We start from the raw sequence: 12,557 nt of genomic DNA, 5'->3' as shown, positions 1-12,557 counted from the left end.
CGCCTTAGCCGTCGATCAGGGGCAACAGCCGTTGCACAGTTTGACCTTTGGGCAGCTTGAGCTGTTGACCAGTGCCGCGGCCATCTTCCACAGGCAGTGAGTCGCTGGCTAAACGCAGGCTGCCGGCTTGGGTTTCCACGCTGAGCCGCGCTGTGGTGCTGCGTAGATCGGTGAGGGCATCGTTGCGCTGCTCAAAGCGCAGACCGATTTCGCCAATGGCGCCCCGTTGGCAGCGGCGTAGATGGTCGATTCCGAGGCGTTTGAGCTGGCCCAACTGGCTGATCAGCAGCACATCGCCTCCGGCTGCAGTGGCCGCGGCTCCGACAATCGATTCGCCCGGCAGCAAGCGCATCAACACCGGACCCTGGGCCGTGCGGCCCATCACAGGGATGGTGCTGTCATCAATGGGCAGACGCAGCATGCGGCCCGTGCTGCTGGCCACCGCTAAATCATCGCCAGGTCGGCACATCACCACCCGTTGCAATTGCACGCCGTCCTTGAGCTTGAGCACGGTGGTGGCGCGTCCGGATAGCTCTCGGAGGTCTTGGCCAGCGAGGCGTTTGAAGCGGCCATCGCTGCTCAACAAACCAACGCTGAAGTCTTGATCGGCTGGGGGCACCACCAATACATCCACCACCTGCTCGGCTTGGCCATCAACGCTGTCGGGCAAGAAGCGCTCCAAGGGACCGGGCTGCTGTGCCGCAAATTCCCAACGCAGCGCCGCAACGCGCCCACCGCTGGTGAAGGCCAGCAGTTGTGGTTCCGGTTGCACCGGCAGCAGCAACTTGGCGCTGCAGCCGTGATCGCCAAAGTCCAGGTCGTCGAGCAGGTGCAGCCGGCCCAGCACTTGGGGAGTCACCAGCCGCAGGATGCCGTCGCTTTGCCACAGCAACTGTTGATCGTTGCTGACGTTGGCGAGCGCTTGCTTGCGCAGCATTTCGGTGTTGGGCCGCTGGGCTGCCGTGCGCTGCGCCACCAGTTCATCGCCCCCTTCTTGCAGCGCCGTCCGGCGGGGAGTGGCGTAGCGCTTGCGCAACTGCTTCAGCTCACTGACCAGGGTGTCGAGCAGCGATTTGCGGTCATCGAGCAGGTGACGCAGGCGGCTCTGCTCTTGACGCAGCTCTTCTAATTCCTTGCGCAGGCTCTCCTGCTCGAGGCCGGTCAGGCGGCGCAGGGGCATGGCGAGCACGGCGTCGGCTTGCCGCTCTGTGATGTCGAGGTGCACCTGCAGGCTGGCTTTGGCGCTGGCGGCATCGCGGGCGTCCTGAATCATTTGGATCACCTTGGCCAAGTCGTCGAGGGCTTTGATCAGACCCTCCACCACTTCCAGGCGTTCTTCGCAGCGGCGCAGGGCGTAACGGGTGCGCCGCACCATCGTCAGTTCGCGGTACTCCAGGAACTGCTGGAGCATCTGGCGCAGGCTCAGCTGGATGGGTTGGCCATTGACCAGCGCCAGCAAGATGGCGCCGAAATTGTTTTGCAGGGCTGTGCGTTTGTGCAGCTGCGCCAGCACCTGTTCAGGGTTGGCATCGCGGCGCAGTTCCACCACCACCCGCATGCCCTCGCGATCGCTTTCATCGCGGATGTCGGCGATGCCGGCGACTTTGCCGTCGTTGACTTGTTCCGCCAGTTTTTCAATCCAGCCGGCTTTGCTGAGTTGATAGGGCAGCTCGGTGATCACCACCGCATTGCGCTTGTGGCGTCCTTTACCGGGTTGCACCTCCTCGATATGGGCCACCCCGCGCATCGGGATGCTGCCGCGGCCATGCAGATAGGTGTCGCGTAATCCGCTGCCGGTGAGCACCACACCTCCGGTGGGGTAATCAGGCCCAGGCACCAGTTGCAGCAACTTCTCATCGCTGAGGTTGGGGTTGCGGATCAGGGCCACCAAGGCATCCACCACCTCGCCGAGGTTGTGGGGAGGAATGCTGGTGGCCATGCCCACGGCGATGCCCGTGCAGCCATTGAGCAGCAGGAAGGGCAGCTGCGCCGGCAGCACCGTGGGTTCCTGTTGGGAGCCGTCGAAGTTGGGGGCGAAGTCGACGGTGTCGCTGCCGATCTCTTCCAGCAGGGCTTGATGGGAGACCGGCGCCAGGCGGGTTTCGGTGTACCGCATCGCGGCCGGTGGATCGTCATCAACCGAGCCGAAGTTGCCATGACCATCGAGCAGCGGATTGCGGCAGCCGAAGGTCTGCACCAACCGCACCAAGGCGTCGTAAACCGCCTGATCACCATGCGGGTGGTACTTGCCAAGTACGTCGCCCACCACACGGGCGCACTTGCGGTAGGGGCGATCTGGGGTCAGCCCCAGCTCGTGCATCGCAAAAAGAATCCGTCGCTGAACCGGCTTGAGGCCGTCGCGCACATCAGGTAGCGCGCGCCCCACGATCACGCTCATCGCGTACTCGAGATACGAGCGCTGCATCTCCTGATGCAGGGAGATCGAAACGATGCGCTCGTCCGCCATGCGGCGTGAGTTCAGGGGCTAAGAGTGGCGCTCAGCCTACAGATGGCGTCTAGTTGCTTTGGAAGGTCGCCAACCCCTTGGCACGCCGCACAGCACCTTTGACTTGCTCGTTTTCAAAGAGCTCCTGGGTGGCTGCAACGAGTTTTGGTCCCCACAGCTGATCCTCTTGAAAGGCGGCCAGAACGTAATCGGGCTGCTTGATCAGGGCTTGAACCGCTAGACCCAGCGTGTCGGCTGAGTCATCGCCGTTGGCATAGAGGGCAGCGGCGAGGGCCAGCATTGGCTCGGCTTCGCCGTCGCTCATTTCCACCGCTTGGCGCCAGCGATCGATGGCGTCGTCACGCCGGTTCTCTTCAAATAAAACGATGCCTTGGTTGTTGACGGCTTCCCAAAAGTTTTGACGCAGTCCCGATGCTTTTTCAAAGGATTTCAAGGCCGCGCCCAAGTTGCCCTGCTTGATCTGGGCGTTGCCCAGATCGAAGTAAGCGCCAGGGTTTTTAGGGTCTAAGCGCAGACCTTCTTTCAGCAGTTTTTCGGCAGCGGCCGGCCGGTTGTTGCGCAGGTTGAGGGAACCTTCGGCAAACCAAACGCCAGCATTTTTGGGATCGAGTTCTTTGGCGCGAGCCAGGGCTGCTTCGGCTTTGGCCGCCTGTTCGCTGCGGTTGTTCTCATCGGAGCTGCGCAGTTCGGCTTCGGCCAAGACCAGCCAGGCCCGCGGATCATCTGGAAGCAGTTGCACAGCCAAACGCCCCAGGCGCCGTGCTTCTGCGATCTGGCCGATTCTCAACAGCCCGGCCGCGGCGCCAGCAATGTTGACCCCCGCATCGTTGAGCTCTTCGCTCGTGGGCACATAGACATAGGGAACCAGGGCTCGCGCTGGCAGCACAGGGGAGAGCAACGCCGCGGCGCAGAGAGCGGGCAGCCAACGACGCATTCCTGAGTCCCAAAGAGGGCTCAGCCTAGGTCCGCCAAATTGCGTCGCCACATCCAGGGTTTGATGCGCCGCAGGGCTGAGGCCCGTAAGCGTTCACTCCAGGTGTCCTCACTCCAGCTCGCCATGTCATTGGCTGTACTGGTCAAGATCCACTCTCTGGGTTGCACCGCTGGATCAGCACTGCTTTGGGCGTGATGTTGATTCCAGGGGCACACCTCCTGACAGACATCACAACCAGCCACCCAGCCATGCAATGGCAGGGGCACCTGCTCATCGCGGTTCTCGATGGTGTGGAAGGCGATGCAGCGGCGGCTATCCACCACAAAAGGTTCCGGAATGGCCGCCGTGGGACAGGCCGGGAGGCAGCGCTGGCAATGGCCGCAGAGGGAGCGGGCGGGTTGATCGGCTTGGAGGCTGGCGGTGGTGAGCAGGTGGCCCAGCAGCAACCAGGAGCCATGGCTTGGGCTGATCAGATTGCCGTTTTTGCCAATCCAGCCCAAACCGGCCTCCTCAGCCCAGGCCTTGTCCATGAGGGGCGCGCTATCGACGCAGGCACGCCAACGGCAGCCGGGCTGTTGCTCCTCCAGCCAGCGGCCCAGTCGCCTGAGCCGTTGATCCATCACCCGGTGGTAATCCCTTCCCCAGCCGTAACGCGCGATTTTTGGGGTGTCTGCGGCTTGCCGCTGATTGACGTAGTAGTTCAGGGCGACCGCCAGCACGCTTTGAACCCCTGGCAGCAGCTGCTCAATCGCCTGCCGGCGCGGGTCTTGCATCCAGGCCATGTCCGCCTGGTGGCCTGCGGCTAACCACCGCTGCAGCGCTGCAGTGCGCAGGGCGATCCGCTCACCGCTTGGCACCGCAGCGATGCCAGCAAGGGCAAACCCCTGCTCCAAGGCCTGCTGTTTGAGGGCATCGGCCAGATCAGCAGGCACCCGTACAGTTGCGCCGCTGAAGCATTCTCCTGTGTCGGAACTCACCACCTCCCGTCTCTCCGGCCTGTTGCGCTGGATCGGTGGGGTTCTGGTCATCCTGCTGGGCTTTGAGCTCCTGGCGGTGCTCATGGCCAACGCCTGGGGTGAGGAGGCCTTCCATCAGTTGTTGGTGGACACGCTGCTCGCCCATGCACCGATGGCCCTGGTGGGCTTGTTGCTGATGTTGGTGGGCTCTCGGCTTGATTTCCCCGTCCAGGGCCGCAGCCCACTGCGGTGGACCGTTTTGGTGGTGGGGGCCTTGATGTCCCTGGCGCTGTTCGTGGCGATCCCTGTGCAGGTGGGGGGCAACCAACTGATCCAGTTGGAGGCGAATCGTTCGGTTGATCAAAAGCGCTCGGAATTCGAGCAAGCGCAGCAGGAGAGCCAGGATCCCAAGTTGATGGAGATGCTGCAGGCCCAGCTCGAGCAGGCCGGGCAGGTCTCTGCTGAGGCCAAGCCGGAAGACAAAAAAGCGCAGGTGCAAGCGCTGATTGATCAGCGCCTCGATCAGCTCAAGCAGCAGCAGGTGCAAGCCGAGCGCACCCGCGACCTCACCTTGGGCCAGCGTCGCTGGGGCGGAACGGCTGTGGCCCTGTTGTTGGCCTTGGCCAGCTTGGCGGTGGCTTTGGCCGCTGTGCTCTGAAGCGACAGTCCCGTCGCTAAGTTGCATATGCGACATCCTTCGACCGGCCAGCCTTGGTTCAGTCCCGTTCTCGATCTGAACCGCCGGTCAACGTGCGGTTGCAGCAGGATCTGAAAAACGATCTGATCGCCGGCTTGCTGGTGGTCATCCCATTGGCCACCACCATCTGGTTGGCCACCTTGGTCACCCGTTTCGTGGTCAGTTTTCTGACCTCGGTTCCGAAGCAGTTCAACCCGTTCAACACCCTCAACCCGCTGTTGCAGGAGTTGATCAACCTGTCGGTGGGGCTTCTGGTCCCCCTGCTGGGAATCCTGTTGATCGGCTTGATGGCCCGCAACATCGTTGGCCGTTGGTTGTTGGATTTCGGTGAGGGCACCCTCGCCCGAATCCCTTTGGCTGGATCGGTTTACAAGACCCTCAAGCAGATTCTGGAAACCGTGCTGCGCGACAACAGCACACGGTTTCGGCGCGTTGTCTTGATCGAGTATCCCCGCGACGGGATTTATGCCCTTGGCTTTGTGACCGGCATGCTCAGCGCCGGCATGCAGGCTGGGTTCCCCCAACCGATGATCAGCGTCTTTATCCCCACAGCTCCGAACCCCACCACTGGTTGGTACAGCATCGTTCCAGAGGCGTCCGTGAAGGACCTGGACATGAGCGTGGAAGAGGCCTTCCGCACAATTATTTCCGCTGGCATCGTCAACCCCGACGAGCAGCCCAGCCCCAGCAATCGCAGCTTCTCGAGCCTGCTCGCTCAACTGCGGCCCACACCTCTTTCGGCTCCTCCCAAAGCCTGACCCATGCAGAACCGCACGATTGCCCGGGAGCTTGCCCTCTTGATCCTGGGGCAGCTTCAGGACCGCCATGCTCCCGAGGCCACGACAACCGAACAGCTCTTGGCCCAGGCCATGGCGTCGTTGAACAGCCATCTGCGCGAGAGCTTGGATCAAGCGGCTGAAGAGCTGCAGCAAGCCCAACAGGCGTTGCTGGATAGTGAGTTGGCCGAAGGCCAATTGCCCCAAGTCAGGGAGCATTTGCGCCAGGGGCTGGAGCGCTCAGAGCAGGTTCTCAACCGACTTTCTTCCAGCCTGGAATACCCGCGCCTGTTGCAGCTGGCTGATCAGCAGGATTTGCGCCATTGGGCCTTGTTGCGGGCCAAGGCTGTGGCTGAGGCCCAACCGCAGCTTGATCAAGGCATCGATGCGGTGATGGAAGGTTGGCGCTTGACCCGGTTGCCGAGGATTGATCAAGACATCCTGCGCTTGGCTGTGGTGGAAATTGATGAGTTCCAAACCCCAGCGGCTGTGGCTTGCAATGAAGCGGTGGAACTCGCCCATCGCTACAGCGATGAAGCCGGTCGCCGCATGATTAATGGGGTCTTGCGGCGCTACACCACGGCCGCGGCCCGCTAGCCCATGGCTGAGTTCGATTGGTTTCAGCGGCAGGACGCCTCCGAGTCCTCTGATGCGCAGCAGCCCGACGATGCCCTCGATTGGGCCAAGCAGGCCTATGCCCGCCTGAAGGCCCAGCAGGAAGCTGAGAAATCAGCGGCGACTGCTCCTCCAGCTGAACCAGCAGCTGAACCAGCAGCGGAACCCGCTCCAGCCTCTGAGCCAGAACCAGCACCTGAGCAGCCGCCAGCCGCAGCGGCGGTTCCCGACTCTCCAGTGGCGGCTGAACTGGAACCGGAACCCGTGGCAGCGGTTCCAGAGATTGCGCCGCAACCGGAGCCTGAACCTGCTGCTCCATCAGCCCCGTCTTGGCTGGAGGCTGCGGCGGCGCGCCGCCAAGAACGGCTCGAGCAGTTGGTGGAGCAGGAACCAGCAGCGGAACCCGAGCCTGAGTTGGTTCAGGTCAGTGAACCTGAGGCTGAACCCAAGCTGGGTCAACTCGATGAAGACTTCCTCTGGTCTGCCGAGGTGCTGGCTGCTCAGGGGCGCCAGGCTGATCAGATTTCACTCGAAGAGATCGATTGGCTGGGCCGGCTGCGGCGCGGCATGGAGAAGACCCGCCAGAACTTCGTCACCACCCTGCTGGAAAACCTTGGTGATGACCCGCTCTCGGAGGCCTCTCTCGATGACATTGAAACCCTGCTGCTGCAAGCCGATGTGGGTGTGGAAGCCACCGACCAGGTGCTCGATCTGTTGCGCCGCCGCATGAATGAAGCGGTGGTGGATGGCAGTGAAGCCATCAACTTGCTCAAGGATCAACTGCGCAATCTGCTGGATGCGCCGATCAAATCCACCGGTGCCAACCCCTTACTGGCTCCCCAGAAGGGCCGTTTGAACATTTGGTTGATGGTGGGCGTCAATGGGGTCGGTAAGACCACCACCTTGGGCAAGCTCGCCAACTTGGCTGTTCGCAGTGGTTACAGCTGTTTGGTGGCTGCTGGCGACACCTTCCGTGCTGCAGCGGTTCAGCAGTTGCAGGTGTGGGCCGATCGCAGTGGCGTGCCCTTGGTGGCCAATCCTTCGGCGAATGCTGATCCCGCTGCTGTGGTGTTTGACGCCATTGGTGCGGCCCAGTCCAAAGACATCGAGTTGTTGCTGGTGGACACCGCGGGTCGCCTGCAGACCAAAAACAACTTGATGGAAGAGCTGGCCAAGGTGCGGCGGATTGTCGACCGTTTGGCTCCCGATGCTGCTGTCGAATCGTTGCTGGTGCTCGATGCCAGCCAGGGTCAGAACGGTTTGCGTCAGGCGATGGCCTTCGCCAAGGCCGCTGGCCTCACCGGTGTTGTGCTCACCAAGCTTGATGGCACCGCCCGGGGCGGTGTGGCATTTGCCGTGGCCTCCGAGAGCAACCTGCCGATTCGCTTCATCGGCGCGGGCGAAGGACTGCGCGATTTGCGGCCCTTCAACAGCTTTGAATTTGTGGAGGCCCTGCTGGCACGGGCTTAATCGCGAGGCCCTCGCTAACTTGAGATCCCCTGCGGCAGCCCCATGGGCGGTACGCCGCCTGCCCATCGCTCTCCTGCGGCGATCACGCCGGCGGCTTCGCTGCGCCAGCTGATCGACAGCCTTAATCGTGAACAGCGGCGCAATCAGGAGCTTCTGGCCTCGTTGGGGTTTGCCCTGCGCAGCTTCACCAACCTCAGCCGTTTTCTTGAGTTGGTGCCGTTGCTCACGGCGCGCTTGGTGGAAGCCGAAGGTGCCGTGCTGCTCACCTTCCGCAGCGACGGTGGTCTTTGGCGCGAGCAGCTGCATTGTTCATCCCAGGCGCGGTGCGGCGAGTTGTTGCGGCAGTTGGCGGGGTTGCAAGACAGCGACCTCGATCGCGATGCCGGCGATGAAGCCATGGCTACCCGCCTGGATCAATTGGTGCGCCGCCAATTGGGCGATGTGCAGTTGTTTGGCACCTCCGTGGTGGCCAAGAACCGTCAACGCGGGCGGTTGTATGTCTTCAGTGGCGATCCCCAGTTCTCCTGGAGTGAAGTGCGCCGCCGCCATGTGCAGCTGGTGGCCGATCAAACCGCTGTGGCGATCGAGAACGAATTGCTGCTGGAGGAGATGCGGCGCCATGAGCGCCTCGATCAGCAGCTGAGCATCGGTGGTGAGATTCAGTCCCAGCTGCTGCCCAGCCGTTGCCCGGTGATTGAAGGGGTCGAGTTGGCTGCCCGCTGCCGGCCGGCCTTTCAAGTCGGTGGCGACTACTTCGATTTCATCCCCACCCGCCCTCAGCTGATGGGCAAGCGCCGTGAGCAAGGTCGCTGGGCGTTGGTGATGGGAGATGTGATGGGCAAAGGGATCCCAGCAGGTCTGTTGATGACCCTGCTGCGGGGCATGCTGCGCGCTGAGGTGCTCACCGGCCTGCCGCCCGATCGGATCCTGCATGACCTCAATGAACTGGCTCAGGAGGATCTGGCGCAGTCCAACCGCTTTGTGACCCTCTTTTATTCCGAGTTGGATCCGGTTACGCGGGTGCTGCGTTTCAGCAATGCCGCCCACAACCCGCCGCTGATTTGGCGCCGCCAGCGCCACAGCGTTGAGCGCTTGGATGCTCCTGGATTGCTGATTGGCCTGCAGCCTGATGCCGACTACGGCTGCGAACAGGTGCAGCTGGAGCCTGGTGATGTGCTGCTCTACTACACCGATGGCGTCACCGAAGCCAGTGGCGTTGGTGGAGAGCGCTTTGATGAGGAACGGTTGATGCGAGCTTTGCTCGCCATCTGCAAAACCGTTCCCGATGCCCAGGGAATCCTTGATCAGTTGTTTGCGCGCTTGGATCGCTTTGTGGGGCCGGGCCGTCAGCTGGAGGACGATGCCTCGATGGTGGTCTTGAAAGTCCGTGATGAGGTGGTTTTACCTACCCTTTAAGGTGTGCCGATGACCGTGAGCGACGGGGTTACAGGCGGTTCTGGCTCGGGCTGGAGCGATCGCTTTGAGGAGGGTTTGCACCCCAGCATCGAGCGGTTCAACGCCTCGATTGGCTTTGACATCACCCTGCTGCAGCAGGACCTCGATGGCTCGGTGGCCCATGCCCGAATGCTGGGCCGTTGCGACTTGATTAGCGCCCAGGAGAGTGAGCAGCTGATCGAAGGCCTTGAAACCATTCGGCAAGAAGCTGCTGCGGGTGATTTCAACCCGGGCCTGGAAGCCGAGGACGTTCATTTCGCCGTTGAGCGCCGCCTGATCGAATTGCTGGGGCCCCTCGGCAAAAAGCTGCACACCGGCCGCAGTCGCAATGACCAAGTTGGAACGGATTTGCGGCTGTGGTTGCGCCAGCAAATCGATGCCATCGATGGCGCTCTGTTGCGGTTTCAACGCGCGCTCTTTCGCCATGCCGAGGAGCACCTTCACACCCTGATTCCCGGTTACACCCATTTGCAGCGGGCCCAGCCGTTGTCCCTGGCCCACCATCTGCTGGCCTATGTCGAGATGGCTGGGCGCGATCGTCAACGCCTGCAGGATGTGCGCCGGCGGGTCAATTGTTGTCCTTTGGGCGCGGCGGCTTTGGCTGGTACGCCCCTACCGATCAATCGCCAACAAACGGCGGATGACTTGGGTTTTGAAGGCCTTTATGCCAACAGTTTGGATGCCGTGAGTGATCGCGACTTCGCCGTTGAGTTCAGCGCGGCCGCTTCGCTGGTGATGGTGCACCTCAGTCGCCTCAGTGAAGAGGTGATTTTTTGGGCTAGTGAGGAGTTCGCCTTTGTTCGGCTCACCGATCGCTGCGCCACCGGCAGCAGCTTGATGCCGCAGAAAAAGAATCCGGATGTGCCTGAGTTGGTGCGCGGTAAAACCGGCCGCGTTTTTGGGCATCTGCAGGGGCTGCTGACGATGATCAAGGGCTTGCCTCTGGCCTACAACAAGGATTTTCAGGAAGACAAAGAAGCCCTGTTCGATGTTGTGCGCACCAGCTTGGATTGTTTGGAGGCCATGGCGATCTTGCTGGAAGAAGGCATTCGTTTCCGCCCAGAACGGCTCGAGCAGGCTGTGGCCAGCGACTTCTCCAATGCCACCGATGTGGCCGATTACCTGGTGGCCCGAGAGGTGCCATTCCGGGAGGCCTATCAACTGGTGGGTCGCTTGGTGAAGTTGTGCTTGGAGGAGGGAATCCTGCTCAGGGACTTACCGCTCAACCGCTGGAAGCAACTGCATCCAGGTTTTGAGCAAGACATCTATGACGCCATTGCTCCCCGGCAGGTGGTGGCTGCTCGGCTCAGTGAAGGTGGCACTGGATTTGCCCAGGTGGAGAAGCAGCTCCAACGCTGGCGCCCTGTTTTGGCTTGATGTCGTCTCGATGACATCGGTCGTTCGGGGGCTGCGGGTCTAGATTTCCAATGTTTCCCCTCTGCGGGAATACCCCCCCTGTTTCAGCGGTCCAATCGGTCCCTACGGCCAGTGAGCATTTTTGTCGGCAACCTCCCCTTCCGTGCGGAACAGGAGGACATCATTGAGTTGTTCGCCTCATTCGGTGAGGTGACGAACTGTTCGCTTCCTTTGGAGCGTGACACCGGCCGTAAGCGTGGTTTCGCTTTCGTCGAGATGGCTGATGAGGCCACCGAAGAGCGTGCCATTGAAGGATTGCAGGGCACTGAGCTGATGGGCCGGCCCTTGCGCATCAACAAAGCAGAACCCCGCGGATCCCGTGGCGGTGGTGGCGGCGGCGGCTACGGCGGTGGTGGTGGCGGTCGCGGCGGCTACGGCGGTGGCGGTGGTGGTCGCGGCGGCTACGGCGGTGGTGGCGGCGGCTACGGCGGCGGCGGTGGTGGCTACGGCGGCGGCGGTGGCGGCTACGGCGGCGGCGGTGGCGGCTACGGCGGCGGTGGCGGTGGTGGCGGCTACGGCGGCGGTGGCGGTGGTGGCGGCTACGGCGGCGGTGGTGGCGGTGAGCGCGGTTCCGGTGCCCGTGGTTGGGAAGATCGCAGCTATGGCGGTGGTGGCGGTGGCGGTGAGCCCAGCCGCGACAGCTTTGATGAGGGCCGCAGCCGTCGTCGCCGTGGCGGCGGCGGCGGTGGTGAATCCTCCGGGGGCGACTGGGGCGATTACGGCGGCGCTGAAGGCTGAGCCCTAGAGCCCGCGTTCTTGGAGTTGTTGCATGGCTCGCTCCAGCACATCGGGGCGAGCTGAGCGATCGCTGGCTTCAACACTGAGTTGACGGCGCCAATAACGGGCGCCGCTGACCCCTTCGACCAGGTGCACCAGGTGGCGAGCGATGGGCCAGAGCCGGCCGCCGCTGCTGCACCAGCGTTCGGCATGGGGAAGCACCCCTTGCAGCACCTCCGATGCCTTAACCGGTGTGGCGTTGCTGTCGCCAAAGATCTCCTGATCCACCCGATTCCATTGCAGAGGGTGGGCGTAGGCGGCCCGGCCCACCATCACGCCATCAACGGCATGGAGTTGGTCTTGGCAGGCGCTCAGGCTTTCGAGGCCGCCATTGAGTTCAACAATCAACGCGGGTCGATCGCGTTTGAGGGCATGCACCAGGTCGTAGCGCAATGGAGGCACGGTGCGGTTCTGTTTGGGATCGAGGCCCTCAAGCCAGGCTTTGCGGGCGTGCACGGCAAATCGCTGGCAACCGGCCGCGGCCACCGTGTCCACGAAGTCCAGCAATTCGTCGTAGCTATCGCGCTCATCAATGCCGATGCGGTGTTTCACCGTCACCGGTAGCCCGCAGGCCGCGCCCATGGCCTCAACGCAGCGGGCCACCTGCTGCGGCTCGGCCATCAGGCAGGCGCCGAATCGCCCCTTTTTCACCTTGGGGCTGGGGCAGCCCACATTCAGATTGATTTCGTCGTAGCCCCAGCGTTCAGCCAGTTCAGCGGCTTCCGCCAGTAGCGCCGGATCATCACCACCGAGCTGCAGGGCAATGGGCTTTTCCAGCGGATCAAAGCCCAGCAGGGTGTCCTGGCGGCCGTGGTGCAGGGCCTGAGCTACCACCATTTCGGTGTAGAGCAGCGCATGGCGGCTCACCTGCCGCATCACCACCCGGAAGTGGCGATCGGTGTAATCCATCATCGGCGCCACGCTGAAGCGATAGGCCGGATGCGGCTTGGGGCTGGCGCTGGTGCTGCTCACTCCCCCATGCTGCAGTCAGACC

The 12,557-nt window shown here is 62.5% G+C and carries 11 protein-coding genes; 7 read left to right on the top strand and 4 right to left on the bottom strand.

The features are described from left to right. Positions 1-4: 4 nt before the first annotated feature. Genes SIB46_RS08465 through queG form a run of 3 tightly spaced genes read right to left on the bottom strand, consistent with a single transcriptional unit; the run spans position 5 to position 4,381 of the window. Positions 5-2,467: a DNA gyrase/topoisomerase IV subunit A gene (locus SIB46_RS08465; protein WP_413295714.1), complete on the bottom strand. Its 2,463-nt coding sequence runs from the start codon at positions 2,465-2,467 to the stop codon at positions 5-7. Positions 2,468-2,516: 49 nt separating this feature from the next. Further along, positions 2,517-3,401 (bottom strand): tetratricopeptide repeat protein, encoded by an 885-nt coding sequence (locus SIB46_RS08460; protein WP_413295713.1) that lies wholly within the window; start codon positions 3,399-3,401, stop codon positions 2,517-2,519. Between the two features lie 20 nt (positions 3,402-3,421). Continuing rightward, positions 3,422-4,381: a tRNA epoxyqueuosine(34) reductase QueG gene (queG, locus tag SIB46_RS08455; protein WP_413295712.1), complete on the bottom strand. Its 960-nt coding sequence runs from the start codon at positions 4,379-4,381 to the stop codon at positions 3,422-3,424. Here queG and SIB46_RS08450 point away from each other — a divergent pair. From SIB46_RS08450 to SIB46_RS08420, 7 genes are all read left to right on the top strand, one after another. Continuing rightward, a complete protein-coding gene (locus SIB46_RS08450) occupies positions 4,365-5,015 on the top strand; it encodes an HpsJ family protein (protein ID WP_413295711.1) in 651 nt (216 codons plus the stop codon). The genes queG and SIB46_RS08450 overlap by 17 nt on opposite strands. A gap of 53 nt (positions 5,016-5,068) precedes the next feature. Next, entirely contained in the window at positions 5,069-5,812 is a 744-nt protein-coding gene (locus SIB46_RS08445; RefSeq protein ID WP_011934427.1) for a DUF502 domain-containing protein, read from the top strand. Positions 5,813-5,815: 3 nt separating this feature from the next. Beyond that, positions 5,816-6,427, top strand: coding sequence for a transcription antitermination factor NusB (gene nusB / locus SIB46_RS08440; protein ID WP_011934428.1), 612 nt, complete (start codon positions 5,816-5,818; stop codon positions 6,425-6,427). 3 nt (positions 6,428-6,430) lie between these two features. Continuing rightward, the gene (gene ftsY / locus SIB46_RS08435; RefSeq protein WP_413295710.1) at positions 6,431-7,915 is read left to right on the top strand and encodes a signal recognition particle-docking protein FtsY; all 1,485 of its coding nucleotides are present in this window, start codon (positions 6,431-6,433) and stop codon (positions 7,913-7,915) included. A gap of 42 nt (positions 7,916-7,957) precedes the next feature. Beyond that, positions 7,958-9,331, top strand: a complete 1,374-nt coding sequence (locus tag SIB46_RS08430) for a PP2C family protein-serine/threonine phosphatase (RefSeq protein WP_413295709.1) — start codon at positions 7,958-7,960, stop codon at positions 9,329-9,331. 9 nt (positions 9,332-9,340) lie between these two features. After that, positions 9,341-10,747 carry an argininosuccinate lyase gene (gene argH, locus SIB46_RS08425; protein ID WP_413295708.1) on the top strand — a complete coding sequence of 469 codons (1,407 nt, stop codon included), beginning with the start codon at positions 9,341-9,343 and terminating at the stop codon, positions 10,745-10,747. 111 nt (positions 10,748-10,858) lie between these two features. Further along, complete coding sequence (locus tag SIB46_RS08420; protein ID WP_413295707.1) at positions 10,859-11,524, top strand: RNA recognition motif domain-containing protein; 666 nt, start codon at positions 10,859-10,861, stop codon at positions 11,522-11,524. 3 nt (positions 11,525-11,527) lie between these two features. Here the strand turns inward: SIB46_RS08420 and dusA are convergent, their stop codons facing one another. Then, the gene (gene dusA / locus SIB46_RS08415; protein ID WP_413295706.1) at positions 11,528-12,535 is read right to left on the bottom strand and encodes a tRNA dihydrouridine(20/20a) synthase DusA; all 1,008 of its coding nucleotides are present in this window, start codon (positions 12,533-12,535) and stop codon (positions 11,528-11,530) included. Positions 12,536-12,557: the final 22 nt, after the last annotated feature.

This window comes from Synechococcus sp. MIT S9452 (assembly GCF_047304245.1).
Lineage (GTDB): Bacteria > Cyanobacteriota > Cyanobacteriia > PCC-6307 > Cyanobiaceae > RCC307.
Note: the sequence above shows the minus strand (reverse complement) of the source record. Positions and strands in the feature narration are given on the sequence as shown.

What these genes read in the sequence shown, in the direction of transcription:
- argH (WP_413295708.1), top strand. Translation starts at nt 9,341, where the DNA reads ATGACCGTGAGCGACGGGGTTACAGGCGGTTCTGGCTCGGGCTGGAGC.
- SIB46_RS08460 (WP_413295713.1), bottom strand. Translation starts at nt 3,401, where the DNA reads ATGCGTCGTTGGCTGCCCGCTCTCTGCGCCGCGGCGTTGCTCTCCCCT.
- SIB46_RS08430 (WP_413295709.1), top strand. Translation starts at nt 7,958, where the DNA reads ATGGGCGGTACGCCGCCTGCCCATCGCTCTCCTGCGGCGATCACGCCG.
- ftsY (WP_413295710.1), top strand. Translation starts at nt 6,431, where the DNA reads ATGGCTGAGTTCGATTGGTTTCAGCGGCAGGACGCCTCCGAGTCCTCT.
- SIB46_RS08465 (WP_413295714.1), bottom strand. Translation starts at nt 2,467, where the DNA reads ATGGCGGACGAGCGCATCGTTTCGATCTCCCTGCATCAGGAGATGCAG.
- nusB (WP_011934428.1), top strand. Translation starts at nt 5,816, where the DNA reads ATGCAGAACCGCACGATTGCCCGGGAGCTTGCCCTCTTGATCCTGGGG.